Below are 24,705 nucleotides of genomic sequence, written 5' to 3' on the forward strand. Positions count from 1 at the left end.
CCCCACCCCGGCGCCCCGTACGGCCCCGGCTGCTGCGGGAACTGCTGCCCCGGATAAGGCGGCTGCTGGTACGGCTGCTGCTGGTACGGCGGCGGAAAAGCCCCCTGCTGGTACGGCGGCACCGGCGGCCCGGGCGGCCCCGGGAACGGCTGAGCGCCCGGCGCGGGCGCACCGGGCTGCGGCGGATACGACAACTGAGACCCCCTGGACGAACGACGCGCCATTCATAGCACAGCCCCCGTCCGCCCCTTCCGCCCATTCCCGCAGCCCCGCCCCATCGGTACGGACGCGGACTTCCCCGCCCCGCCCCCCGCCCGCGAACGGCAGGTCGGGGCGAGTCGGCACGGCGCGGAAAATGTAGCGGCCCCGTCACGGGGGGTCTGCAAGAGGGGCAGTGGCGGACGATACGATCGGACAGTCCTGGGTTCCGGGGGCGTGAACGAGAACGAACGGGCTGTCAATCGACTGACGGGGTACTGATGACGCTGACCAAAGCCATTCGCGCACTCGGTGCGACGGCACTGACGAGTGCGCTGCTCCTCTCTGTTGCACCGACGGCTTCGGCGGACCAGGTCCGGGACGGGCAGTGGGCGATCCCGGCCTTCAACCTGGACAGGGCGTGGTCGGTCAGCAAGGGCGACGGGGTGATCGTCGCGGTGATCGACTCCGGTGTCGACGCCTCGCATCCCGATCTCGCGGGGTCGGTGCTGGACGGCTACGACCCGAGCGGCCAGGGCCTCAACACCCGTCCCACGGACGACCATGGCACCTCGATGGCCGGGATCATCGCCGCCCACGGCCACGGGAGCGGTGACGGTGTCATCGGTCTCGCGCCCGGCGCGAAGATCCTGCCCGTCTACATGGGGAAGTCGGACAACACCAGTGCGGTTCCCGAGGGCATCCGCTGGGCGGTCGACCACGGGGCCAAGGTCATCAACCTCTCCGTGGGCACCGATTCCCGCCCCGGGGCCAGGCCCGCGCTGACCGAGGCGGTCTCCTACGCCGTGAAGCACGACGTCCTGCTGGTCGCCGCCTCGGGCAACGAGTCGCTGAAGACCGTGGACAGCCCCGGCAACGAGCCCGGTGTCCTCGCGGTGAGCGCGGTCGACAAGAACGGCACCGTCTGGGGGCGCTCGAACTCCGGTCCCGAGGTCGGGATCGCGGCGCCCGGCGCCGACATCGTCATCGCCTGCGCGGACGGGAAGTACTGCATCGGTGACGGCACGTCGGAGGCCACGGCCTTCGTCTCCGGTGCCGCGGCCCTGCTCCGCGCGAAGTACCCGAGCCTGACGGCGGGTCAGATCGCCAACCGGCTGGTCAAGTCCGCGCAGACGCCGACCGCCCTGAAGGGCGCCAAGCTGCCGGACGCGCGGTACGGGTACGGGATCGTCTCGCCGTACGACGCGCTGACCAAGGACATTCCGGCCGGTCCCGCGCAAGGGCCGCTCGGTGGGGCCGTCGGCACCACGCCGAGGTCCTCCCCGACCGCGGACGGGAACGGTGCGGGCGGCAGCACTCCGTCCGGTGACCTGCCCAGCCTCCGCGCGGTGCCCGACAGCGGCTCGGCGGACTCCGGGGTCAACGTGGGCCTGGTGGCCGCTGTCGGCGGCGGCCTCGTCCTCCTGGTGATCGTCATCGTCGTGCTGGCGGTCCGCAGCCGCCGCCGCCCCGGTCCGCCGCCGCCGGGACAGCCGCCGTACGGCCCGGGCCCGCAGGGATGGCCGCCCGCCCAGCAGCAGCAGTACGGGCAGCAGCCCTACCAGGCCCCCGCACAGCCGCCGTACGGGAACCAGGCTCCGCCTCCCGGCTATCCGCCGCAGCAGAACCCGTACCAGAACCCCTACGGGCCCGAAAGCAACCAACCTCCGCGCTGACGGCGTCTGGGACGGGCGACATGCAAGCGATACGATCGAGTGCCGCAACTAACTGAATCCAGTGCTCTGTTGGTTGCGCATACACACGGGGAAGCACCGGTACTCCAGGGGGAGGAGAGGGACGCATGGCCGACGGATTCCGGGTCGACACCGATGAGCTGGAAGCGGTCGTGAAACGGCTGCGGACGATCCAGCAGAACATGGCTCAGACCGCCGACAGGAGCACCTACGGCACTGCCGTGACTGCGTCGGACTTCGGCTCGAACTTCAGCCAGGCCACGGACCTGCACGCGGCGCACGAGCGCATGCAGGCGTGGCTCACCTTGAACATCAGCAACCTGAACAAGCTGATCAACGAGTTCGGGGACAAGACGCAGACCGCTCACAACGCGTACGCGGGCCATGAGGCCGACAAGGCGGCCACCATGGCGAAGTTCCAGCAGAGGTTGGACTGACATGGCATCACAGAACTACGGGTTCGATCGGCAGTCACTGATCCCGCTCAAGGCCATGGTCGCCAACTCCCGCCCGGAGAACCTGACCTCGGCCGCCGAGCACTGGGGCACCGCGAGCCAGGACCTTCAGGCCGCCGCCCGTGACCTCCAGCAGGCCGTCGAGCACGCGATGCAGAACTGGGAAGGCGCGGCCTCCCAGAGCTTCGCCGCCAAGGCCGGGCAGATCCAGCAGAGCCTGACGAACACGGCGGACCACGCCGCCAAGACCTCCTCGGCGATGCACCTCGCCGCGGGTGCGCTGCAGGCGACCAAGGAGCAGATGGGCCGGATCACGGTGCCGAGCTCGCTCGACAGCGGCATGAAGTGGCTCGGCGACCTCGGCGACCGCTCGGACGCCCAGTTCAAGGCCGACCTCGCCGGCGGAATGGACCGCTTCGACGCCGTCAACAAGAACTACGACGAGTTGTCGGCGACCGAGATCCAGCACCAGTACGCGATCGGCACCATGGAGTACCTGGCGCCGTACTACAACCAGGCCGCGGAGCAGATGCCCGAGCCGCCGGACGTGCCGGTGGAGGGGACCGAGGGCGGGAGCCGGAAGCCCTACCCGCCGCCGCCGGACGACCCGGGCGGCAAGGGCAGCGTTCCGCCGGTGTCGCCGCCGCCGAAGATGCTGCCTCCGAAGGAGACGCCTCCGCAGGTGGGCCCCACGCCGGTGCAGCCGCCGAATCATCCGGGGCCGGTGCAGCCGCCGTACCAGGGGCTGCCGAATCCGCCGGTGACGCCGCCCGGGACTCCTGGGCACCTGCCGCCGTTGACGCCTCCGCGGACGGGGATCGACGGGATCGACCTGCCGCCTTCGGTGGGGGTGCCGATCGGGCCCGGGACCGGTGGGCCCGGGGGGATCGGGACGCTGCCCGGGCCGGGCGGCGGTGGTGGTGCCGGCGGTGGCGGTGGTATTGGCGGCGTCGGTGGCGTCCACCTGCCGGGGGTCGGCGGGGGCGGGTACCCCGGCGGCGGTTCCGGCGGTGGCCGGACGTCCGGTGGTATCAGCGGTGTCGGCGGTGGCTCGGGTTCGGGTGGCCGGACGTCCGGTGGCATCAGCGGTGTCGGCGGCGCGGGTTCCGGTGGTCGGACGGGCGGTGCGGCCGGTGGTCTCGGCGGCGCGGCCGGTTCGGGTGCGGCGGGCAGCCGGGGCGCGGCCGGTGGCATGGGCGGCGGCATGCACGGTGGTGGCATGGGCGGCGCCGGTGGCGGCAAGGGCGCGGGCGGCAAGAGCGGCAGCGGCCTGGTCCGGAAGGCCGGTGGCACGATCGGCGGCGCGAAGGCCGGCGGTGCCGGTGGCCGGGCGTTCACCGAGGGCGGCTCGGGCATCGGCAAGGGCCGGGGCTCCGGTCAGGCCGGGGCCGGCGGCATGCACGGTGCGCCGGGTGCCGGCGGGGCCGGAAAGAAGAAGAAGGGCGAGGGCCACCGTCCCGACTACCTGGTCGAGGACGAGGAGACCTGGCGCGGTGGCACGGCGAACCCGCCGGTCATCGAGTAGCGGTCGGCAGGGGCCCGGGCGGGCGTCGGCGGCGGTCCTGGAGGACCGTCACCGGCGCCCGCCGCCGTTTCGGGGATGGCAGAACAAGGGGAAAGGGAAATGGGAAAAGGGCATGGGAATTCACCGGACGCGCCGGTGGAAATGGCGGCCGGTGAATTCCTGGTGGAGACCATGACGGGAATCGAACCCGTGTAAACCGTTTTGCAGACGGTTCCCTGAACCACTCGGGCACATGGTCGTGGAGTGGTGCGCGCAGGGGTGGCAACAGCCCTGCAGGGGTGAAGAGTTGCGAATCAGGCGCAACAGGGGGAACACAGACAGCCGGGACAGGGGGCGGTACAGGTGCGGAGGGCCGCGCGGGCCACCGTCTTCCTGTTCATCGCCTTCTCCTGTTCGCCGTTCGGGCTGTCCGGTGAATTCACTATAGCGGGGATTCCGGGGTTCGCGTCAATATGCGGAGATGAATTCGGTGTGTCGGCGGCGTGCTACGGTCGGAAGCGAGGCGGCCGTCGGACGGCCCGTCCCGGACGAGGTGCGTCGTACCCGGTAGGACAAGACGGCGCGGTAGGTGGTTCGACTACTGCGGAGGAGTCCGTCATGGCCTGGGTGGTTCTGATCGTCGCCGGAGTGCTGGAGACCGTGTGGGCGGTGGCACTGGAGGCGTCCAAGGGGTTCTCGCGGGCGGTGCCGACCGCGGTGTTCGCGGTCGGGCTGGCGCTGTCGATGGGCGGACTGGCGTACGCGATGCGGTCGATCCCGCTGGGGACGGGGTACGCGGTGTGGGTCGGCATCGGCGCGGTCGGCACGACGCTGTACGGGATGCTGGCGACGGGCGACGCGGTGACCGCGGCCCGGATCACCTGCCTGGTGCTGATCCTGGCCGGCGTGGTGGGTCTGAAGGTCCTGCACTGAACGTCCCGCGGGCGTTCTCCGGGCCGTGGCCCGGGTCCGGCGGGCGGGGCGGGATTCCGTCCGCAGGTCAGGATCAAATGGCGGAAACGGCACTTACCATGTCGGGGTGACCAGCACCTCCCGCGCCGAGCAGGCCGTAGCAGCACCCGACCGGACCCCCGTGGACCCCGTGGACCCCGTGGACGAGGACACCGGCGGGGTGCTCAGCGGCCCCTGGCGGGCGCTGACCCTGGGCATCGTGTCGGTGGTGCTGCTGCTGGCCTTCGAGGCGACGGCGGTGAACACCGCGATGCCGACGGCCGCCGAGCAGTTGGACGGCCTCGGCCTGTACGCGTTCGCGTTCTCGGCGTACTTCACTACCACGCTGCTGGCGATGGTGGTGTCGGGGCAGTGGTGCGACCGGCGCGGCCCGCTGGCGCCGCTGTTCAGCGGGATCGCGGTGTTCGCGGCGGGCCTGGTGACGGCCGGCACGGCGGTGGACATGTGGATGTTCGTCGCGGGCCGGGCGACCCAGGGGCTGGGCGGCGGCCTGGTGATCGTCGCACTGTACGTGGTGGTCGGCCGGGCGTTCCCGGAGCGGCTGCGGCCCGCGGTGTTCGCCGCGTTCTCGGCGGCCTGGGTGCTGCCCTCGATCCTGGGGCCGGTGGTCTCCGGCGCCGTCACCCAGCACCTGGGCTGGCGCTGGGTGTTCCTCGCCGTCCCGGTGCTGGTGCTGCTGCCGCTGGCGGTGATGGGCCCGGCGCTGCGCCGCTCCGAGCGGGACCGGCCGCCGACGGCCCGTCAGCCGTACGACCGGCGGCGGACCCGGGACGCGGCGATGGCCGCGGTGGGCGCGGCGCTGCTGCAGTACGCGGGGCAGCGGCTGGACGGCTGGGCGCTGCTGCCGCTGGCGGCGGGCGCCGGGCTGCTCGGCCCGGCGGTGCTGCGGCTGCTGCCGCGCGGGACGCTGCGGGCGGCGCGCGGGCTGCCGACGGTGATCCTGCTGCGCGGGCTGGCGGCGGGCGCGTTCTTCGCCTCGGAGCTGTTCATCCCGCTGATGATGCAGACCCAGCGGGGCCTGTCGGTGACGGCGGCGGGTCTGACGCTGGCGCCGGGCGGGCTGTCCTGGGCGCTCGGGTCCTGGCTGCAGGGCCGGCCGGGGGCGGAGCGGCACCGGGAGGCGCTGATCCGGGGCGGGCTGGTGCTGACCGCGGTGGCGATCGGCGGTGTCGGGCTGGTGCTGTTCCCGGCGGTGCCGGTGTGGGTGCCGGCCGTGTTCTGGGGCGTCGGCGGCGCCGGGATGGGCCTGGCGATCGCCAGCATCAGCGTGCTGATGATGGGCCTGTCGAAGCCGGAGGAGACCGGCGCCAACTCGGCGGCGCTGCAGCTCAGCGACGCGCTCGGCAACGTGCTGCTGACCGGCCTGGCCGGGGTGCTGTTCGCGGCGCTGGGCGGTGGCGCGGTCGGTGCGGCGGCGCACGGCCGGACGCTGCCGGCGGGGGCGTTCGGCGCGGTGTTCCTGGCGATGCCGCTGGTGGCGCTGGGCGCGGCGGCGCTGGCCGGCCGGGCGGGAGCCGCCCGGCCGGTGGACCGGCCCGCCGCCGGACCGGTCGGCTGACCCGTCGTCAGACCTTGGCGCCCGCCGAGGCCGGGGCCGAGGCCGGGGCCGAGGCGGCGCCGCCGAGGTAGCCGTTCCAGCCGCCGGCCGGCGCCTGGCCGGGGGTGAGCGCCTGGAGCTTGCGGAGCACCGCCGGGTCCTGCACCTCCAGCCACTCCACCAGCTGCCGGAAGGAGACCATCCGGACCTCGGGCTTGTCGGCGATCTGCTTCAGGGTCTCCTCGACGGCGTTCATGTAGATGCCGCCGTTCCACTGCTCGAAGTGGTTGCCGATGATGAACGGGGCCCGGTTGCCGTTGTAGGCGCGGTCGAAGCCGGCCAGGTAGGAGTCCCGGGCCTGGTTCTGCCAGAAGCCCTGCCGGCCGGGGTCGCCCTTGGTGTTGTCGCCGGACTGGTTGTACATGATGTTGTAGTCCATCGAGAGCACCTGGAAGCTGTGCCCGGGGAACGGGATGGACTGCAGCGGCAGGTCCCACAGCGCGCCGCCGGCGAACTTCTGCGGCCACATCTGGAGCCCGCCGGGGCCCGAACTGTCGTACTTCCAGCCGCGCTTGACGGCGGTGGGGAGCAGGCCGCGCTGGCCCTCCAGGCAGGGGGTGCGGGCGCCGATCAGCTCCTTGCGGTAGTCGAAGGGCAGCGCGGGCAGGTCGGTGATGCCGGTGTTGGTCCGCCAGTTCGTCACGAAGTCCATCGCCTGCTGGATCTCGCTGTCCCAGTCCTCGGGGGACCAGCGGCCGCCGCCGTTGGCGCCGCAGAAGTGCCCGTTGAAGTGGGTGCCGATCTCGTGCCCGTCCAGCCAGGCCGCGCCGATCTGCTCGATGGTGGCCCGGATGTGCTGGTCGCTCAGGTAGCCGATGTCGGAGGCGCCGACGGAGTGCTGCGGCGGGTGGTACATCGACTTCTTCGACTCGGGCAGGGTGTAGATGCCGCTGAGGAAGAAGGTCATGCCGGCGTTGTGGTCCTTGGCGAGCTGCCGGAACCGGCTGAACAGCTTGTTGTCGAGCTCGCCCGCGCCGTCCCAGGAGAACACCACGAACTGCGGCGGGCGCTGCCCGGGTTCCAGCGGTTCGGCCTTGGGCTGGTTCGGCTGCGGGCCGGTGTCGGAGGTGGAGCCGTCGCCGATCAGCGCGGCGGGCGGCTTGGGCACCGGGCTGGGGCTGCCGCTCGCGGACAGGCCGTCGGCCCGCACCGGCGGGGCGGCCCCGCCGCTCCCGGAGGTGCTCGCGCAGCCCGCGGCGAGGGTGGCGGCGGTCGCCGCACCGGCGGCCAGCAGCGTCCTGCGGGAGAGGGCGTCCATGTCTCACATCCGTTCACCAGGGAGTCAGGGGAAGTCACCGGCCGGATGAACGGTCCATCAGATGAAATGAAGAGATGCGTCGTCCGGGGGAGCCGGGCCCAGCATGGCACGGCTCCGCACCGTGCGCCGGTAAGCACGGCCACGGTACGGATGACCGGGGGACGCCGCGCCCGGACGCTCACCTGTTCGGCGCACCGGTCCGGAGCGCGGGCCCGGCCGGGGAGTTGACTTGGCGTCAGGAGGACCGCCCGCGCAGGCCCGCCCACGGGCCGGAACCGGAACCGCCCGCCCGCCGGAACCACCCGCCCCACGACACGGAGGTCGCACCCGCCCATGTGGCAGTCGCTGCTGGAGGCCTACCGGGACCGGATCGTCGAGACCGAGCGGGAACCGCTGTTCCTGCTGCTGCTCGGACTCGTGCTGTCCTTCCTGTTCATCCGGTTCAGCACCCGGATGATCCGCGCCCGGGTCCGCTGGTGGCCCGGCAACGTCACCCCCGGCGGGCTGCACATCCACCACGTGGTGTTCGGCCAGGCCCTGCTGCTGGTCTGCGGCGTCGCCGCGTTCGCGGTCCGCGGCGACGCCGGCGCCTGGTGGAACCTGCTCGGCTTCGGGTTCGGCGTCGGCGCGGGCCTGGTCCTCGACGAGTTCGCGCTGGTGCTGCACCTCAAGGACGTCTACTGGTCCACCGAGGGCCGCACCTCGGTGGACGCCGTGATGCTCGCCGTCGCCACGATCGGCCTGCTGCTGGTCGGCGAACTCCCGCTCGGCGGCTTCGTCCGGCACCCCGACGGGCCCACCCTGGCCGGTGCCGCCGTACTGCTCTCGCTGGTCGTGGTCAGCCTGCTCAAGGGCAAGACCTGGACCGGGCTGCTCGGCATCATGCTCTGGCCGCTCGCCCTGGTCGGCGCCGTCCGGCTGGCCCGCCCCGCCAGCCCCTGGGCCCGCTGGCGCTACCGCTCCCGGCCGCGCCGGATGGCCCGCGCCGAACGCCGTGAGGACCGCATCCACCGCCGCCTGGTCGCCGCCAAGACCGCCGCCTACGACCTGGTGGCCGGCAGCCCGGACGCCGACCCGGAGCCCGGGCCGGAAACCCCGGGACGGACCGTCGAGCACCCCGTCGAGCAGCCCGTCGAACGGCCCGTCGCGGAGCCCGCCGCCGCCCTGCCTGCCGGGGCCGCCGGGGCCGGACCGCCCGCGCCCTGGCGGCTGCGCTGCGCGGCCGCCGCCCAGTGGTACCTGCGGATCGCCACCGTGCTCAACCTGCTCGGCGCGGCCTTCGCCCCGTTCCGCGCCCAGGTCGAACGGGTCGACCGCGGCGAGTACTTCACCCCCGTCCTGGTCACCGCCGGCTTCACCAGCGCCCTGCTGGCCGGACTGCTCGCCGTGATGCTGCGCCGCCGCAAGCGCGCCGCCTGGATCGCCGCCACCGCCCTGACGGTGCTGCACCTCGCCGTCTACGCCCTCGCGCTGTCCTTCCCCGAGTACCGCGCCCACCCGTTCAACTGGGTCTCCGCCGGGCTCACCCTGGCCCTGCTGCTCGCCCTCCGGCTCGGCCGGGCCGCGTTCCGGGTCCGCGGCGGCCGCGGCAACCTGCCGCTCGCCGCCGCCGTCCTGCTGCTCGGCGGCGCCCTGCTCACCGCGCTCGGCGCGCTCGCCGTCCGGCTGACCGGCAGCGGACCGCGGCCCGGCTGGGGCGAGGCCGCCCGGTACGTGCTGCTGCGGCTGGTCACGCTCTCCGGCACGGTCGAGGTCCCCGGCGTGGACGTGCCGCGCTGGATCGACGTCGCCGCCAACCTGCTCGGCACCGCCCTGCTGCTGCTCGCCCTGCGCATCCTGCTGCGCTCGCCGCGGCACGCCGAGTGGCAGAGCCCCGAGGACGAACGGGCGCTGCGCCGGCTGCTGGAGCGGCACGGCGGCCGGGACTCGCTCGGCTACTTCGCGCTGCGCCGCGACAAGTCGGTGTGCTTCTCGCCCAGCGGCAAGGCCGCCGTCGCCTACCGGGTGGTCAACGGCGTGGCGCTGGCCTCCGGCGACCCGGTCGGCGACCCCGAGGCGTGGCCGCAGGCCGTCGGGGAGTGGCTGCGCGAGGCCCGCGCGCACGCCTGGATCCCCGCCGTCACCGGCGCCGGCGAGCGCGGCGCCACCGTGTACGCCCGGGTGGCCGGGCTGCGCGCCCTGCACCTGGGCGACGAGGCGGTGGTCGCGGCGCCCGGCTTCACCCTGGCGGGCCGCGAGATGCGCGGCCTGCGGCAGACCTGCAACCGGGTCGCCCGGGCCGGGTACACCGTGCTGATCCGCCGTCACCGCGACATCCCGGCCGAGGAGTTCGCCGACCTGGTGCGGCTCGCCGACGCCTGGCGGCACGGCCGCACCGAGCGCGGCTTCTCGATGGCGCTCGGCCGGCTCGGCGACCCCGCCGACGGCGACTGCCTGATCGCCGAGTGCCGGGACGCCGCCGGGCGGACCGCCGCGCTGCTGTCCTTCGTCCCGTGGGGCGCCGACGGCCTCTCGCTCGACCTGATGCGGCGCGACCGGGAGTCCGACAACGGGCTGGTCGAGTACACCGTCGCCGGACTGCTGGAGCGCGCCGGGGAGTTCGGGGCGGTCCGGGTGTCGCTGAACTTCGCGATGTTCCGCGAGGTGTTCGAGGAGCGGCTGGGTGCCGGACCGGTGCTCCGGCTGTGGCGCGGCGTGCTGCGCTTCCTGTCCCGCTGGTGGCAGCTGGAGTCGCTGTACCGGGCCAACACCCGCTACCGGCCCGCCTGGGTGCCCCGCTACGCGCTGTACGAACGGACCTCCGAACTGCCCGCGATCGGCCTGGCCAACGCCCTCGCCGAGGGCTACCTGACCCGCCCCCGGCTGCGCCGCGGCCGCCCCGCGCCGCCGCGCCCCGCCCCGGTGGGCTGACGGACCGTCACCCGGACAGCACCCAGCGCGTGCCGAGCCCCCGGCCGCCGCCTTGACTGGGCGGGGTCGGGACCGGCGGCGGGAGGGTGCGGTGGGCGAGCGGGCATGGTCCGGCGCGGTGGCGGCGGCCGCGGCGATCCTGGTCGGGGCGGGACTGCTGCACTCCGGCCTGGACGGAACCCTGCCGCCCGCGCCGCTCGCCGCGCAGGCCTACGACGGGACGCCGGTCGGCCCCGCGGTGCCGCCGCTGCCGCCCGCCCCGCCGGTCCGGGTCCGCATCCCGGCCCTGGGCGTGGACGCGCCGGTGGCCCGGCTCGGCCTGGACGGCGAGGGCCGCCTGCAGCCGCCGCCGGAGGAGGACCGCAACCTGGCCGGCTGGTACGCCGACGGCGCCGCGCCCGGCTCCGGCGGCGCCGCCGTGCTGGCCGGGCACGTCGACAACGCGCACGGCCCGGCCGTGTTCTACCGGCTGGGCGCGCTGCGCCGGGGCGACCAGCTGGAGGTGGCCCGGGCCGACGGCACCCGCGCCTGGTTCCAGGTCGACGGCGTGGAGGTCTACCCGAAGGCGGAGTTCCCCGACCGCAAGGTGTACGCGGCCACCCCCGACGCCCAGCTCCGGCTGATCACCTGCGGCGGCGGCTACAGCCGGGACGGCGGCTGGGACGGCAACGTGGTGGCCTACGCCCACCTGGTGCGCACCGCGGCCGCCTGACCCCGGCCCGCAGGCCGCCCCCGCCCGCGGACCGCCCCCCGGCCTCAGGCCAGCAGGTCGGCCAGCGCCCGGTCGTAGTCCAGGCCGGCCAGCTCCTGCCCGGCCGGGACGGCCAGGTAGCTGCTCCACAGGAAGCGGCGCAGCCCGGCCCGCTCGAACCGGAGCAGCGCGACGCCGTCGGGGGAGCGCAGCTCCACCAGGGTCCGCAGCCCGGCCACCGGCCGCAGGTGGACGTCCCCCTCGCCACTGGGCACGTCCAGGCCCTCGGCCAGCAGCTGGCGGGCGAACACCCACTCGATCTCGGGCTCGGTGGACACCACCTGCGCGTCGGCGGCCCCGTCCACGGCGTACTCGGCGGGGAAGAGCATCCGGACGGCCAGCGGGTCGTCGGAGCGGTAGCGCAGCGTCACCCGGAGCCCGGCGGAGAGATGGGCGCTGACGATCAGTCGGGCGTGCGTGGTCTGCTCGACCTGCACGGGCGCTGCGAACACGGCGGGACCTTCCGTAGGGCGGTACTGGTACGGGAGCGACCGGGGTCGCCTCCCGGGGAGGGAGAGTCCGGAACGGGCCCGCTCTTACCGTCCCCGCCCGGATCGGTCGCGTGATCCGCGTCACACCCGAACGGCCGACCGGGGCCGCCGGGACGCCCGCCGCCGCGCCGTCCGACCGGCTCCGGGGCGTGCTCCGGAGCCGGTCCGGGGGGCCGCCCGGACCGGCGGGGCCGGAGCGGCGGGGGCGTGCCGCGCCCGCCGTCCGGGGTCGGGAAGGAGCTAGGCTGGGCAGGTTCCACGACCGCCCGCAGACCGCGGGAACAGGGCCTCGCACAGGCCCTGACCTGCGACGACCCCGTTCGGAGACCGTGACTACCGCCGCCTCCTCCTCGATGGCCCCGCTGTTCTCGCACCTCGACAGCACCCACCCCCGCCCGAGCGGCACCTCCGCCGCCGCGCACCTCTCCCCGGCCTTCCCCGGCCGTGCCCCCTGGGGCACCGCCGCCAGCCTGCGGGCCTGGCAGCAGGGGGCGCTGGACCTGTACATCGAGAAGCAGCCCCGGGACTTCCTGGCGGTCGCCACCCCGGGCGCCGGAAAGACCACCTTCGCCCTGACCCTGGCGTCCTACCTGCTGCACAACCACCTGGTGCAGCAGGTCACCGTGGTCGCGCCCACCGAGCACCTGAAGAAGCAGTGGGCCGAGGCCGCCGCCCGGATAGGGATCAGGCTCGACCCGGCGTACTCCTCGGGCCCGCTGTCCAAGGACTACCAGGGCATCGTGGTCACGTACGCGGGCGTCGGGGTCAACCCGATGCTGCACCGGAACCGGACCGAGGCCCGCAAGACGCTGGTGATCATGGACGAGATCCACCACGCCGGCGACTCCAAGTCCTGGGGCGAGGCCTGCTCCGAGGCGTTCGAACCGGCCACCCGCCGGCTCGCCCTCACCGGTACGCCGTTCCGCTCCGACACCAACCCGATCCCGTTCGTCCAGTACGAGGCCGGGAACGACGGCATCCGCAAGTCGGTCGCCGACTACACCTACGGCTACGGGCACGCGCTCGCCGACCACGTGGTCCGCCCGGTGATCTTCCTCAGCTACTCCGGCAACATGCGCTGGCGCACCAAGTCCGGCGACGAGCTGGAGGCCCGGCTCGGCGAGCCGATGACCAAGGACCTGATCGCCCAGGCGTGGCGCACCGCGCTCTCCCCGCAGGGCGAGTGGATCCCGGCCGTGCTGCAGGCCGCCGACCGGCGGCTGACCGAGGTCCGCAAGGGCATCCCGGACGCCGGCGGCCTGGTGATCGCCACCGACCAGACGGTGGCCCGCGCCTACGCCAAGATGCTGCGCGAGATCACCGGCGAGAAGGTCGCCCTGGTGCTCTCCGACGAGACCGAGGCGTCCCAGCGGATCTCCGACTACGCGGCGGGCGCCTCGCGCTGGATGGTCGCGGTCCGGATGGTCTCCGAGGGCGTCGACGTGCCCCGGCTGTGCGTCGGCGTGTACGCCACCTCGATCTCCACCCCGCTGTTCTTCGCCCAGGCCGTCGGCCGCTTCGTGCGCGCCCGCAAGCGCGGCGAGACCGCCTCGGTGTTCCTGCCGACCATCCCGATGCTGCTCGGCTTCGCCAACGAGATGGAGCTGCAGCGCGACCACGTCCTGGACCGGCCCAAGAAGGAGGGCGAGGGCCTGTTCGACGAGGAGGACCGGCTGCTCGCCGAGGCCGAGCGGGCCAACGACGGGGCGGACACCGGCACCGAGGAGTTCTCCTACGAGGCGCTGGGCAGCGAGGCGGTCTTCGACCGGGTGCTGTACAACGCCATGGAGTTCGGCATGCAGGCGCACCCCGGCAGCGAGGAGGAGGAGGACTACCTCGGCATCCCGGGCCTGCTCGAACCCGACCAGGTGCAGATGCTGCTGCAGAAACGTCAGCACCGGCAGATCCAGCGCTCCAAGGCCAGGCCCGCCGAGGAGGCCGACCTGCTGGAACTGCCCGCCGAGGAGCGCCCGGTGGTCACCCACCAGGAGCTGCGCGAGCTGCGCAAGGAGCTGAACGCGCTGGTCGCCGCCTGGCACCACCGCACCGAGCAGCCGCACGGCAGCATCCACAACGAGCTGCGCCGCCAGTGCGGCGGGCCGCTGACCGCGCAGGCCACCGCGAACCAGTTGAAAGCCCGGATCGGCCGCATCCGCGAGTGGGCCGTGAAGGCCTGACGGAGTGTCAGATTTCCCCCAAGGGCTGGCAAAGAAAATGTGCAGACGGTGAGTACGAAGATCAGCTAATCTTCCGCATGCCGGTGCTGGGGGGACCAACATGTTTGGTGTGCCCCGGCATGCGGTAGACCCGCCGATGCCGTCCCGTCCGACGCTCCGGCCCCGCATCCGAAAGAGGAGCCCACCGTGGCGTACCCCAACCAGGCCCCCGTGAAGTCCGACAAGTCGAAGATCGTCGCCGGTCTGCTGCAGATCTTCTTCGGCTACCTCGGCATCGGCCGCTTCTACACCGGCCACACCGGTATCGCGCTCGCCCAGCTGTTCACCTGCGGCGGCCTCTTCATCTGGGCGACCATCGACGGCATCATCTTCCTGGTCAGCAACACCCGCACCGACGCCCAGGGCCGCGTGCTCAGCTCCTGACGTGCCCATCGAACCGAACGGCCGGCCCTCCCGCCCCGCGGACAACCGCGGCGGGGGTGCCGGCCGTCGGCCTTTTCCGGCCCGCCTGCTCCCGGCCTTTCTGCAGCACCCTGCCGCCAACCCGCTCGGCCTGCTCGCCGCCGGCGCGGCCGGGGCGGTCTACCTGTGGGCCCGGGACCCGCACCTGCCCGGGCAGGTGGTGCCGTTCTGCCCCTGGTACCGCCTGACCGGCCTGCAGTGCCCGGGCTGCGGCGGCACCCGGATGGCCTACGACCTGCTGCACGGCGACCTGGCCGCGGCCTGGCACGACAACGCCGCCCTGCTGCTGGCCCTCCCGTTCGTCGCCCTCTGGTTCGCCGTCCGGCTCCGGCACGGCCTGGCCGGGCGGCACTGGCGGCTGCGACTGGAGCCGCGCGCCGCGCGGCTGGTGCTCGTCGGTGCCGTGCTCTGGATGATCGGCCGCAACCTGCTCTGAGCGCGCGCCCCGCCGACCCGGGCTGTCCGGGTACCGGTCAAATATCGAACACCAGCGCGGTGCGGGAGCGGATTATGGGCGGCTTATCCGTTTTTTAGTCACGACTTTCCATCGATGCTGACCGAATTTTGGACAAACACTTCCGCAGCGCGCCCCTGGTTCATTAGCGTCTCCCCACACTCACCGGGCCCCACCCCTCGGCCCGGACGAGTGCCGCGGAGCCTGCGCCGAGCCGACGTCGTCGAGGCCGGACTCCCGCGCCGGACACCCCTTCCCGTGCGCGATCAATTCCGGTGCGACCCACGGTAGTTCTGCCGTAGGGTCGGACTCGCCGCGGAAAGGACCTGGCGCCCGTGACTGCTGAGACATCCCAGACCCTGGACAGAGGTGTCCGGGTACTGAAACTCCTGGCCGACTCCGAGCGCGGTTTGACGGTGACCGAGCTGGCCGCCCGGCTGGCCGTCAACCGCACCGTGGTCTACCGCCTGCTGGCCACCCTGGAACAGCACGGCCTGGTCCGCCGCGACATCGGCGGCCGCGCCCGGGTCGGCCTCGGCGTGCTGCGGCTGGCCCACCGGGTCCACCCGCTGCTGCGCGAGGCCGCGCTGCCCGCGCTCCGCTCGCTCGCCGAGGACCTCGGCGCCACCGCCCACCTCACCCTGGTCGACGGCAACGAGGCGCTGGCCGTCGCCGTGGTCGAACCGACCTGGACGGACTTCCACGTCGCCTACCGCACCGGCCTGCGCCACCCGCTCACCGAGAGCGCGGCCGGCCGGGCCATCCTGGAGGCCCGCAGCTTCCCCGGCCAGCGCCGCCCCGAGCAGGGCTTCGTGATCACCCGCGCGGAGGAGCAGTCCGGCGCCAGCGGCGCCGCCGCCGCGCTGATCGGCCTGAGCGGCATCGAGGGCAGCGTCGGCGTGGTGATGCTCAACGGCCTGGTGCCCGAACGGGTCGGCCCGCGCGTGGTGGAGGCCGCCACCGAGGTCGCCGACGCGCTGCGCTGAGCCCCCGCCCCGCAGCCGGACGGCCGTGATCCGCGCGGCCGTCCCTGCCCGGCCCCGCGGTGTGTTTGGATGCGGGGTGTGGCTTCCCAGACCCCGTCCTCGGTCCTGACCTCGACGCGCGCCCGCGCCCTCGGCCTGTGCGCGCTGCCGCTGGTCGCGCTGTTCGCGGTGGCCGCGTTCGTGCCGCTGCCGTTCACCGTGGAGACCCCCGGCGACACCGCCGACGTGCTCGGCTCCTACCGGGGCCGCCAGGTGATCACCATCACCGGCGCCCAGCAGCGCGCCACCTCCGGACAGCTGCGGCTGGTCACGATCAACGCCACCCCGCCCGAGCAGCGCAACAGCCTCTGGGACGCGCTCGACGCCTGGGTCGACCGCAAGCAGGCCGTGGTCCCCACCGACGAGGTCTACCCGCAGTCCGACCCCGAGCAGGCCAACCAGGTGACCCAGCAGCAGATGACGCAGTCCCAGGACAGCGCCACCCTGGCCGCCCTCGGCTACCTGCACCTCTCGCCGGACCAGGTGAAGGTCACCATCGACCTCGGGGACATCGGCGGCCCCAGCGGCGGCCAGATGCTGGCGCTCGGCATCGTCGACAAGCTGGCCGGCGACGGCCGCGGCGGCGAACTCACCGGCGGGAAGACCGTCGCCGGGACCGGCACGGTCGACGCCGACGGGCGGATCGGCGAGGTCGGCGGCGTTCCGCTGAAGACCCAGGCCGCCGCCGCGGACGGCGCCACGGTGTTCCTGCTGCCGCGCAGCGAGTGCACCCAGGGCAAGGTCAACACCCCCGCGGGCCTGCGGCTGGTCCCGGTCGACACCCTCTCCGACTCGATCGCCGCGCTCCAGGCGCTGAACTCCGGCGGCGCCGTCCCGCACTGCTGACGGCACGTCACCGAGGGCCGCCGGGGCGGTGGTTCAGCCCCCGGCCGCCTGCTCGACCAGCGGCAGCACCCGGTACGGCACCGGGTTCTCCAACGCGATCGCGGTCGACGCCCGGACGATTCCGTCGAAGCCCACCACCCGGTCGATCACCCGCTGCAGGTCCGCGTTCGACCGGGCCACGATCCGGACCAGCATGTCGCCGTGCCCCGTGATGGTGTGCAGCTCCAGCACCTCCGGCACCGCCGCCAGGTGCGCCCGGACGTCGGCGCCCTGCCCCTGGGAGATCTCCAGGGTGGCGAACGCCGTCACCGGGTACCCCAGCGCCGCCGGGTCGACCTGCGGGCCGAAACCGCCGATCACCCCGCGCGCCTGCAGCCGGTCCAGCCGGGCCTGCACCGTGCCGCGGGCCACCTGCAGCCGGCGCGAGCACTCCAGCACGCCGATCCGCGGCTCCTCGGCGAGCAGCCGGATCAGCCTTCCGTCCAGTGCGTCGATGGGGTCGTGCTGCGGGGGCACGGGGCGGCTCCAGGGGTGGTGCGGGCACGTCGGTCGTCCGACCGTCATTGTGCGGCCGCCGCGCCCCGCCCGTCAGCCCGGATCGGTCTGCACCACCGGCCGGCCGGTGTTCCAGGTCACCCACACCTGCGAGGCCCGGCCGTCCTTGGAGAAGACCACCCGCATCCACTGGTCCTCCTGCCAGGTCTGCACCGTCCAGCCGACCTCGGGCGTCGCCGAGACCAGCCGGGCCTCGGTCGGCAGCAGGTTCAGCGCCACCCGGCCGCCCGGCAGCAGGTAGCTCTGCACCGTGCCGACCGGCGGCGACGGCTTCTTCGCGGCGGCGGTGGTGGACGGCCCCGACCGGCTCGGCGTGCCCGCCCCCGGCGTCGGGTCCGGGCTCGGGGCCGGCGCCACCGCGGTGGTCGACGCCGGTGCCCCGCCGGTCGGCGGCGCGGTCGGCGGCGCCGTCCGGGAGGAGGGGACCGAGGGCAGGGCCGCCACCGTCGGCTGTTCGAACACCGTCGCGGCGAGCACCGCGTGCACGCCCAGCCAGGACAACGCCACCGCCGCTCCGGTGGCCGCCGTCCAGGCGCCCAGTTGAACCAGTCCGCTCCGCATCGCGGCCATCCTGCCGTACGAAGGTCACGGGCAGGTCAGTGGCCCGGTCAATCCTCGGAAACCTTGTGGGAATCTGAACCGGGCGTCCGCGAACCCCTCTCCCACTGCCCACCGGGGGCCGCCCCGAACCCCCCGAGGTACAGACCATTTCGCCCCGATGCCGTACCGTGCAGCCCCATGGCAACAGTGCTCGTGGTCGAGGACGACCCCTTTGTGCGTTCCGCCCTGATCCGCCATCTCGCCGACACCGGCCACGCCGTGCGCTCCGTGGGCACCGCCCTGGAGGCGCTCCGCGAAGTCGCCCAGGTCGGCTGCGACCTGGTGATCCTCGATCTGGGCCTGCCCGATCTGGACGGCAGCGAGGCGCTCAAGATGATCCGCGGGCTGACCAACGTCCCCGTCATCATCTCCACCGCGCGGGACGACGAGGCGGAGATCGTCCGACTGCTGAACGACGGGGCGGACGACTACCTGGTGAAACCTTTCTCCGGCGAACACCTGACGGCCCGGATGGCCGCCGTCCTGCGCCGGCTCGGCGGCGGCGCCCTGACGGCCCCCCAGATCCTGCGGGTCGGCGGCCTCGCCATCGACCCGCAGCGCCGCGAGGCCCTGCTCGACGGGCAGCGCCTCGACCTCACCCGCCGCGAGTTCGACCTGCTGGCCTTCCTCGCCGCCCGGCCCGGAGTGGTCGTCCCGCGCAAGGAGATCCTCGCCGAGGTGTGGCGGCAGACCTACGGAGGAGACCAGACCATCGACGTCCACCTGTCCTGGCTGCGCCGCAAACTCGGCGAGACCGCCTCCAGCCCGCGCTACCTGCACACCGTGCGCGGCGTCGGCGTCCGCCTGGAGGCGCCCGCCGGACCCGGCGGGAGGAACCCGTGAAACGCATCCTCCGCTCGCTGCGCTGGGCGATGGTCAAGGCCGCCATCGCCGGCACCGTCATGGTCGCGCTGGCCTTCCTCATCCCGCTCGGCCTGGTCGTCCAGCAGACCGCCCGGGACCGGGCGTTCACCGCCTCCGAACGGCAGGCCGCCGCCCTCGGCCCGGCCCTCGCCATCACCACCGACCGGGACGCCATCGACCGCGCCGCCGCCTCCACCGAGGCCGGTGCCAAGGGCCGGCTCGCCGTCCACCTGCCCGACGGCGAAGTGGTCGGGAGCGCCCGGGTCGACCCCGACCAGCTCGACACCGCCGCCGACCGGAACCGGGCCGGCACCGTCAAGGCGCCCGGCGGCTACGCCCTGCTCCAGCCGGTCGCCGTCGACCGGGGCGGCATCGCCGTCGTCGAGGTCTACGTGCCCGACGCCGACCTCTCGCGCGGCGTCGGCACCGCCTGGCTGGTGCTCTCCGGCGTCGCGCTCGGCCTGGTCGCGGTCTCGGTCGCGGTCGCCGACCGGATGGGCAACCGGATCATCCGCTCCGCCCGCCGGCTCGCCACCGCCGCCCGCTCGCTCGGCTCCGGCAACCTCACCGTCCGGGTCCCGGTCGAGGGCCGCGAGGCCGCCGGCGCGCCCGAAGAACTCCGGGAGGCCGCCTACGCGTTCAACGCCATGGCCGACCGCGTCGTCCACCTGCTCGCCGCCGAACGGGAACTCGCCGCCGACCTGTCGCACCGGCTGCGCACCCCGCTCACCGTGCTCCGGCTGAACGCCGCCGCCCTCGGCCAGGGCGACGCCGCCGACGCCACCCGGCACGCCGTCGCCCAGCTCGAACGCGAGGTCGACCAGATCATCCGCACCGCCCGCCGCGACCCGGTGGACGCCCCGCCGACCGTGCTCGGCTGCGACGCCGTCGAGGTGGTCCGGGACCGGGTCGCCTTCTGGTCCGCGCTCGCCGAGGACGAGGGCCGCCCCTGGCAGCTCTCCGGCGACCGGGAGCCCGCGCCGGTGCCGGTGCAGCGCGGCGACCTGGCCGCCGCCGTCGACGCGCTGCTCGGCAACGTCTTCCGGCACACCGCCGTCGGCACCCCCTTCGCCGTCGACCTGGCCGCCGGCGAGGACGCGGTGACCGTCCGGGTCGGCGACGGCGGACCCGGCTTCACCGACCCGGCCACCGCCATCCGCCGCGGCGCCGGGCACGGCGGCGAGGGCTCCACCGGCCTCGGCCTGGACATCGCCCGCAAACTCGCCGAGGGCACCGGCGGCGACCTCGCCCTCGGCCGCTCCGCCGCCCTCGGCGGCGCCGAGATCACGCTGCGGCTCAACACCCGCACCGAGGTCGAACTGCCCCGGCAGCAACGCCGCCGGACCGGCCGACTGATCCGCAAGGACTGACGACCGGCGGCCGACGCCGACACAGGAGCTGTTACCGCGGGGGCGACAGCTCGGTGCCGCCCGGCCCTCCCGGGCCCCTTCGGGCCCCTTAAACCCGCCCTAAGCGAAGCCCAACGCTTCCTCAGGGCGATCCGTCCCCACCGGACGGACCACCGCGCCGGACACCGACCGGCGCGCGGAGCCCGGAACCCCGGCCCGCGACCCCCGGGAGGGAGAGCCCGGGGAGGGCGCGACCGGTGGCGCGATCCGGCCGTTCGGGTAGTGTCGACTGCTGGCCCAGCGCAGGTCGACGGCGGACGGAGCAAGACAGTGAGCACGGTGCAAGCGGAACGCGCCACACCCCCGGACGGCACCGGTCACCCGCCCGTCCCCGGCTGGCGCCGCGCCCTCACCGCACCCGCCCGGCAGGCCGCCGCGATCACCGACGCGCTGCGCGCCGCCCCCCGGCGGCCGCTGCTGCTGGCCGGCGGGCTCGCCCTGCTGTCGCTGCTCGTCTACGCGGTCGTCCGGCACTACGTCCACACCTCGATGGTCGACATGATCGTCTACCGGGCCGAGGGCCAGGCCGTCGCCAGCGGCAACGACCTGTACGCGATCCGGGTCACCCAGTGGAACCTGCCCGCCACCTACCCGCCGTTCGCCGCGATGCTGTTCGTGCCGACCACCTGGTTCGGCGTGCCGTTCCTGCGGGTCGCCGTCACCCTCGCCAACCTGGCGCTGCTGGCCACCCTCGCCCACCTGTCCTTCAAGCTGGTCGGGTGGCCCCGCCGCGACCTGCGCCCGATCGGCGTCCTGCTGATCACCGGCCTCGGCGTCTGGCTCGAACCCGTCTTCACCACGCTGCGCTACGGCCAGATCAACCTCGCGCTGGCCTGCCTGATCCTCTGGGACCTCACCCGCCCCGACTCCGCCCGCAGCAAGGGCCTCGCGATCGGCCTCGCCGCCGGCATCAAGCTCACCCCCGGCCTGTTCGCCGTCTACCTGCTGCTCACCGGCCGGATCAGGGCCGCCATGGTGGCCGGCGCCACCTTCCTCGGCACCTTCCTGATCGGCGCGCTGGTCCTCCCCGACGCCACCCGCGGGTTCTGGACCACGTACATGTTCGACTCCACCCGGGTCGGCAGCACCGTCATCGTCGACAACCAGTCCCTGCGCGGACTGATCGCCCGGCTGATGCACACCGAGACCCCCGGCCTGCCCGCCACCGCGCTCGGCCTGCTGACCGCCGTCGCCGGACTCTCCGTCGCCGTCTGGGCGCACCGCAGCGCCCGCTGGTCCCCGCGCGCCGACGCCTGGAGCGTCTGCGCCGCCCTGGTCACCGCCGTGCTGATCTCCCCGATCAGCTGGACCCACCACTGGGTCTGGTGCGTCCCCGTCCTCGTGCTGCTCGCCGCCGAGGCCGCGCACGAGCGCTCCCGCCCCGCCGCCGTCCGGCACCTGCGCTGGCGGGCCGTCCTCGCCCTGACCCTGGTCGGCTTCCTGTCCTTCTCGATGTGGGCCGTGCCGCACAAGGGCGACCTCGACCTCCACCTGCCCCTCCTGCACCAGTTCCCGGCCGGGATCTACCCGTTGACGGGCCTGTGCTTCCTCGCCGTCGCCGCGCTCCGGGTCCGCTCCCGCCGCCTCGCCGCCGGCGCCCCGCTGGTCCGCGTCCCCGCGCCCCGGACCGCCGCGGACGGCACGGCCGACGGTGTCCAGAAGGCCCCCGCGGCCCGCTGACCACCCGGGCGCGCCGCCGCGCCCGCCGCCGTACGCACTGTCACTGCCACTGCCGCGACTGCCGCGGCGCTCTCCGGCCGGCCCGGACGCCCCGACGGCGGGCGCTCCGGGGGACGCCCCGGCGGCCTGGTCGGCGCCGCCGACAGCCGCGCGCCCGCGCCCCGCACCCGCCCGTGCCCCCGCCCTGCGGGGGCGCTCACGCGAGCAGCTCGGCGAGCGAACCGTCCAGGTCCATCGCCTCCAGCTCCGCGCCCGGCGGCACCAGCCGGTGCGCCCGCTCCAGCCAGGCCGCGACCGTCGGCAGCGGCGCCTCCAGCAGCGCGTCGCCCGCCGGTGAGCTGAGCGCCATGCACAGCACGCTGCGCCGCCCCGAACGGGTCGGCCAGATCCGCACGTCGCCCTGGCCGCACGGCCGGAACGTCCCCTCCACCAGCAGCTCCCGGGCGAACACCCAGGTCACCGGCGTTCCACTGTCCAGGTGGAAGGTCACGTACACCGCGAACGGGTCGTGGCTGCCGTACGACAGCCGCGCCGCCACCGGGACGCTGCGCTCCGGCGACAGCACCAGGTTCAGCTCCAGCTCCTGCTCCACCACTCCGGTCGACTGACCCGCCATCGCACTCACCCTCTCCGCCTCGCGGGGCCGCGCATCGGCCCCACACCCGGAGAGAGGAGGCGCGCCGCGCACTCTTACACGGGTTCGCGGAAAAGTTTTTCGCAGAACCTTTTCCGCCCCGGCCCGGTTGTTCCGCAGAGGAGCGCAGCGGAGCACCGCGCGGCGGCCCGGCGGTCGGCGGCCCGGCCGTCGGTGGTCGGCGCGGGAGGTGCCTGCCGCCCCTGCCGTACCACGGGACTCCGCTCGTTTCACGAGTTCCGGTGAACCCGGGGGAGGAAGGCGGCCGAGGTACTACCCTTTGTGACTGCCCGGCGACTCTCCGCCCGCGGCCCTCCCACACGTCCGCACCCACGCACGTCCGGACAGCCGCCCGCCGCGGTGCCGGTACGAAGGAAGACGCAATGACGGACCGGCCCTCCACCGCAGGCCCGATGCTCGGCGCGACCGCGGCCGGGGACGCCGGAGCACCCGGCTACTACCCCGACCCCTCGGTGCCCGGTTTCGTCCGCTACTGGGCCGGCCACGCCTGGGTCCCCGGCACCAGCCGCTCCGCCCCCGGGCCGGGCGAGCACCTCGAACCCCCGCGCTTCGTCGCCCGCTACCTCAGCCCGCCGCCCTGGAACGTCCCGCCCGGCCTGTTCCCCGCCGCGCCCGCCCCCTCCCCGAGCGACACCGGCCTGGTCTACCTCGACGAGACCGGCGCGCAGGCCGTGTTCACCATGCCCGCGCACCCCGACGAGCAGGTCGCCCTCCCGGCCCAGCAGGCCCCGCAGGCTCCGTCGGCCGCGCAGCCCCCGCCGGGCGCGTCGGACCGGGCGGTGCAGGCGGCGCTCCCGGCGCAGGCCGTCCGGTCGGCGCCGGCCGACGGCGGGCAGTCCGGCGAGCTGGAGGTCCGGCCGCGCGGCGGGGTCGCGCCGCTGCACCCGGTGGAACCGGCCCCCTGGGCGGTCGCCGGGAACGGGCTCAAGCCGGTCGCGGTCGAGTCCTGGGCCACCGCCGCCGCGCTGAACCTCGGCGCGCCCGCCGCCCCGCGCGGCGGTCGGCCCGCCCCCGGGCCGGTCCGCGAGGTGGACGCGGCGGTCCGCCCGCTGGAACTCCCCGGCCCGGCCGTGCCCGCGCCTGCGGCGGAGCCCCCCGCGCAGCCCGCACCGGCCGTGCCGCGGGCGGCCCAGCCGCTCGGCGGGACGCCCTGGCACGGGCCGATCGGAGCAACCGGTGCGGCGGACGGCGGTGACGGGTCGGTCGGGCTGGCCGCCGGGCCCGCCGCGCTGCACGAGCCGGTCGGCGGCGCGGCGGAACACCCCGACCCCGAGGCGCCCGGGCCCGGCACCGGCTGGCGGGCGGACCCGCGGGAGCAGCGCGGCCTGCTGGAGACCGGCGGCGCGCCGCGCTGGGTCTCCTGGGGCATCGAGTCGGAGGCCGGGCCGGTGCCCGCGCCGGCCGGCGAGGGGGAGCCCGCCGTCGAGGGCGACCGGTCCGGGCCCGAGCCGGCGCGGACGCCCCGCCCGGCGGCAGCGGCAGCGGCCGCGGCCGCGGAGCCCGGGGTGCGGCCGTCGCGGAGCGGGCCGGGGGAGCAGCGCCCGGCCCGCCCCGCGACGGCGGCGCGCCCCGCGTCCGGCCCGGCCGCCGCCACCGGTCCGGGGGCGCGGACCCGGCGGATGCCCGTCCCCGCGCCGCGGCCTGCGGGCGTCGGCGCCCGGGCGCTGGCGTGGCTGGTGGACGGTGCCGTGACGGCGGTGGTCGGCGCGGCCGTCGCGGTGCCGCTGGCGGGGGCGGCGGCGGAGCACGTCCAGGAGAAGATCGACCGGGCCGCGCTGGCCGCCCGGGTGACGGGCCGTCAGCACCAGGTCTGGCTGCTGGACGGGGCGGTGCTGGGCCGGATCGGCATCCTGCTGGGCGTGCTGCTGGTGTTCGGGCTGCTGTACCAGGTGCTGCCGATCGCCCGGACCGGCCAGACCTTCGGCAAGCGGCTGGCCCGGGTCCGGGTGGTCGCGGCGGGCGGCAGCCGTCCGCCCGGGTTCGGCCGCTCGCTGCTGCGCTGGCCGCTGCGCGGGCTGGGCACCCTGCTGCTGCTGGGCCCGCTCGCAGCGTTGCTGGACCGCCCCGCGCGGCGCGGCTGGCACGACCGGCTGGCCCGGACCAGGGTGGTCAGGGCGGACCGGGGCTGAGGGGCCGTCAGCTCCCCGC

At 74.7% G+C, this 24,705-nt stretch carries 21 protein-coding genes, 1 tRNA gene and 1 riboswitch; of the genes, 16 read left to right on the forward strand and 6 right to left on the reverse strand.

The window, feature by feature from the left end; genetic code table 11:
* The first annotated feature begins 479 nt into the window (after window positions 1–479).
* From ACIQBJ_RS30670 to ACIQBJ_RS30680, 3 genes are all read left to right on the forward strand, one after another.
* Entirely contained in the window at window positions 480–1,874 is a 1,395-nt protein-coding gene (locus tag ACIQBJ_RS30670; protein ID WP_400717055.1) for a S8 family serine peptidase, read from the forward strand.
* 125 nt (window positions 1,875–1,999) lie between these two features.
* Window positions 2,000–2,329, forward strand: coding sequence for a hypothetical protein (locus ACIQBJ_RS30675; RefSeq protein ID WP_400717057.1), 330 nt, complete (start codon window positions 2,000–2,002; stop codon window positions 2,327–2,329).
* A 1-nt stretch (window position 2,330) separates the two neighbouring features.
* Window positions 2,331–3,872, forward strand: a complete 1,542-nt coding sequence (locus ACIQBJ_RS30680) for a WXG100 family type VII secretion target (RefSeq protein WP_400717059.1) — start codon at window positions 2,331–2,333, stop codon at window positions 3,870–3,872.
* 163 nt (window positions 3,873–4,035) lie between these two features.
* Here the strand turns inward: ACIQBJ_RS30680 and ACIQBJ_RS30685 are convergent.
* Window positions 4,036–4,110: transfer RNA gene (locus ACIQBJ_RS30685), tRNA-Cys, on the reverse strand.
* A gap of 261 nt (window positions 4,111–4,371) precedes the next feature.
* Window positions 4,372–4,438: riboswitch (guanidine-III (ykkC-III) riboswitch) on the forward strand.
* A 31-nt stretch (window positions 4,439–4,469) separates the two neighbouring features.
* Between ACIQBJ_RS30685 and ACIQBJ_RS30690 the strand changes: the two genes are divergently transcribed.
* Window positions 4,470–4,784, forward strand: a complete 315-nt coding sequence (locus ACIQBJ_RS30690; RefSeq protein WP_400717061.1) for a DMT family transporter — start codon at window positions 4,470–4,472, stop codon at window positions 4,782–4,784.
* 106 nt (window positions 4,785–4,890) lie between these two features.
* Window positions 4,891–6,381, forward strand: coding sequence for an MFS transporter (locus ACIQBJ_RS30695; RefSeq protein WP_400717063.1), 1,491 nt, complete (start codon window positions 4,891–4,893; stop codon window positions 6,379–6,381).
* A 7-nt stretch (window positions 6,382–6,388) separates the two neighbouring features.
* On the opposite strand, the gene ACIQBJ_RS30700 is transcribed toward ACIQBJ_RS30695, so the two are convergent.
* Window positions 6,389–7,678 (reverse strand): hypothetical protein, encoded by a 1,290-nt coding sequence (locus ACIQBJ_RS30700; protein WP_400717066.1) that lies wholly within the window; start codon window positions 7,676–7,678, stop codon window positions 6,389–6,391.
* Between the two features lie 333 nt (window positions 7,679–8,011).
* Here ACIQBJ_RS30700 and ACIQBJ_RS30705 point away from each other — a divergent pair, with 333 nt between their 5' ends.
* Window positions 8,012–10,588 (forward strand): phosphatidylglycerol lysyltransferase domain-containing protein, encoded by a 2,577-nt coding sequence (locus ACIQBJ_RS30705; RefSeq protein ID WP_400717068.1) that lies wholly within the window; start codon window positions 8,012–8,014, stop codon window positions 10,586–10,588.
* Window positions 10,589–10,679: 91 nt separating this feature from the next.
* A complete protein-coding gene (locus tag ACIQBJ_RS30710) occupies window positions 10,680–11,300 on the forward strand; it encodes a class F sortase (protein WP_400717071.1) in 621 nt (206 codons plus the stop codon).
* 44 nt (window positions 11,301–11,344) lie between these two features.
* On the opposite strand, the gene ACIQBJ_RS30715 is transcribed toward ACIQBJ_RS30710, so the two are convergent.
* Window positions 11,345–11,791, reverse strand: a complete 447-nt coding sequence (locus ACIQBJ_RS30715; protein ID WP_400717074.1) for an SsgA family sporulation/cell division regulator — start codon at window positions 11,789–11,791, stop codon at window positions 11,345–11,347.
* A 392-nt stretch (window positions 11,792–12,183) separates the two neighbouring features.
* On the opposite strand from ACIQBJ_RS30715, the gene ACIQBJ_RS30720 reads away from it, so the two are divergent.
* The 5 genes from ACIQBJ_RS30720 (at window position 12,184) to ACIQBJ_RS30740 (ending at window position 16,794) form a co-directional block, all read left to right on the forward strand.
* A complete protein-coding gene (locus ACIQBJ_RS30720; protein WP_400717301.1) occupies window positions 12,184–14,007 on the forward strand; it encodes a DEAD/DEAH box helicase in 1,824 nt (607 codons plus the stop codon).
* Window positions 14,008–14,193: 186 nt separating this feature from the next.
* Complete coding sequence (locus ACIQBJ_RS30725; protein ID WP_400717076.1) at window positions 14,194–14,430, forward strand: TM2 domain-containing protein; 237 nt, start codon at window positions 14,194–14,196, stop codon at window positions 14,428–14,430.
* A gap of 1 nt (window position 14,431) precedes the next feature.
* Window positions 14,432–14,905 (forward strand): DUF2752 domain-containing protein, encoded by a 474-nt coding sequence (locus ACIQBJ_RS30730; RefSeq protein ID WP_400717078.1) that lies wholly within the window; start codon window positions 14,432–14,434, stop codon window positions 14,903–14,905.
* 353 nt (window positions 14,906–15,258) lie between these two features.
* Window positions 15,259–15,909, forward strand: coding sequence for an IclR family transcriptional regulator (locus ACIQBJ_RS30735; RefSeq protein WP_099899485.1), 651 nt, complete (start codon window positions 15,259–15,261; stop codon window positions 15,907–15,909).
* A 78-nt stretch (window positions 15,910–15,987) separates the two neighbouring features.
* Complete coding sequence (locus tag ACIQBJ_RS30740; RefSeq protein ID WP_400717082.1) at window positions 15,988–16,794, forward strand: hypothetical protein; 807 nt, start codon at window positions 15,988–15,990, stop codon at window positions 16,792–16,794.
* Window positions 16,795–16,827: 33 nt separating this feature from the next.
* Here the strand turns inward: ACIQBJ_RS30740 and ACIQBJ_RS30745 are convergent, their stop codons facing one another.
* Window positions 16,828–17,310, reverse strand: coding sequence for an Lrp/AsnC family transcriptional regulator (locus ACIQBJ_RS30745; RefSeq protein ID WP_400717084.1), 483 nt, complete (start codon window positions 17,308–17,310; stop codon window positions 16,828–16,830).
* Between the two features lie 72 nt (window positions 17,311–17,382).
* Complete coding sequence (locus ACIQBJ_RS30750) at window positions 17,383–17,910, reverse strand: hypothetical protein (protein WP_400717086.1); 528 nt, start codon at window positions 17,908–17,910, stop codon at window positions 17,383–17,385.
* 177 nt (window positions 17,911–18,087) lie between these two features.
* Here ACIQBJ_RS30750 and ACIQBJ_RS30755 point away from each other — a divergent pair, with 177 nt between their 5' ends.
* The 3 genes from ACIQBJ_RS30755 (at window position 18,088) to ACIQBJ_RS30765 (ending at window position 21,902) form a co-directional block, all read left to right on the forward strand.
* A complete protein-coding gene (locus ACIQBJ_RS30755) occupies window positions 18,088–18,792 on the forward strand; it encodes a response regulator transcription factor (RefSeq protein WP_400717089.1) in 705 nt (234 codons plus the stop codon).
* 17 nt (window positions 18,793–18,809) lie between these two features.
* Window positions 18,810–20,183, forward strand: a complete 1,374-nt coding sequence (locus tag ACIQBJ_RS30760) for a sensor histidine kinase (protein ID WP_400717303.1) — start codon at window positions 18,810–18,812, stop codon at window positions 20,181–20,183.
* Between the two features lie 309 nt (window positions 20,184–20,492).
* Complete coding sequence (locus tag ACIQBJ_RS30765) at window positions 20,493–21,902, forward strand: glycosyltransferase 87 family protein (RefSeq protein WP_400717091.1); 1,410 nt, start codon at window positions 20,493–20,495, stop codon at window positions 21,900–21,902.
* Window positions 21,903–22,098: 196 nt separating this feature from the next.
* Here the strand turns inward: ACIQBJ_RS30765 and ACIQBJ_RS30770 are convergent, their stop codons facing one another.
* Window positions 22,099–22,518: an SsgA family sporulation/cell division regulator gene (locus ACIQBJ_RS30770; protein WP_014135973.1), complete on the reverse strand. Its 420-nt coding sequence runs from the start codon at window positions 22,516–22,518 to the stop codon at window positions 22,099–22,101.
* A gap of 401 nt (window positions 22,519–22,919) precedes the next feature.
* On the opposite strand from ACIQBJ_RS30770, the gene ACIQBJ_RS30775 reads away from it, so the two are divergent.
* A complete protein-coding gene (locus ACIQBJ_RS30775; protein WP_400717093.1) occupies window positions 22,920–24,686 on the forward strand; it encodes an RDD family protein in 1,767 nt (588 codons plus the stop codon).
* The last annotated feature ends 19 nt before the right edge of the window (window positions 24,687–24,705 follow it).

The sequence above is a fragment of the Kitasatospora sp. NPDC088391 genome, assembly GCF_044753345.1.
Taxonomy (GTDB): domain Bacteria; phylum Actinomycetota; class Actinomycetes; order Streptomycetales; family Streptomycetaceae; genus Kitasatospora.

What these genes read in the sequence shown, in the direction of transcription:
- ACIQBJ_RS30670 (WP_400717055.1), top strand. Translation starts at nt 480, where the DNA reads ATGACGCTGACCAAAGCCATTCGCGCACTCGGTGCGACGGCACTGACG.
- ACIQBJ_RS30675 (WP_400717057.1), top strand. Translation starts at nt 2,000, where the DNA reads ATGGCCGACGGATTCCGGGTCGACACCGATGAGCTGGAAGCGGTCGTG.
- ACIQBJ_RS30680 (WP_400717059.1), top strand. Translation starts at nt 2,331, where the DNA reads ATGGCATCACAGAACTACGGGTTCGATCGGCAGTCACTGATCCCGCTC.
- ACIQBJ_RS30690 (WP_400717061.1), top strand. Translation starts at nt 4,470, where the DNA reads ATGGCCTGGGTGGTTCTGATCGTCGCCGGAGTGCTGGAGACCGTGTGG.
- ACIQBJ_RS30700 (WP_400717066.1), bottom strand. Translation starts at nt 7,678, where the DNA reads ATGGACGCCCTCTCCCGCAGGACGCTGCTGGCCGCCGGTGCGGCGACC.
- ACIQBJ_RS30705 (WP_400717068.1), top strand. Translation starts at nt 8,012, where the DNA reads ATGTGGCAGTCGCTGCTGGAGGCCTACCGGGACCGGATCGTCGAGACC.
- ACIQBJ_RS30720 (WP_400717301.1), top strand. Translation starts at nt 12,184, where the DNA reads ATGGCCCCGCTGTTCTCGCACCTCGACAGCACCCACCCCCGCCCGAGC.
- ACIQBJ_RS30750 (WP_400717086.1), bottom strand. Translation starts at nt 17,910, where the DNA reads ATGCGGAGCGGACTGGTTCAACTGGGCGCCTGGACGGCGGCCACCGGA.
- ACIQBJ_RS30755 (WP_400717089.1), top strand. Translation starts at nt 18,088, where the DNA reads ATGGCAACAGTGCTCGTGGTCGAGGACGACCCCTTTGTGCGTTCCGCC.
- ACIQBJ_RS30770 (WP_014135973.1), bottom strand. Translation starts at nt 22,518, where the DNA reads ATGGCGGGTCAGTCGACCGGAGTGGTGGAGCAGGAGCTGGAGCTGAAC.
- ACIQBJ_RS30775 (WP_400717093.1), top strand. Translation starts at nt 22,920, where the DNA reads ATGACGGACCGGCCCTCCACCGCAGGCCCGATGCTCGGCGCGACCGCG.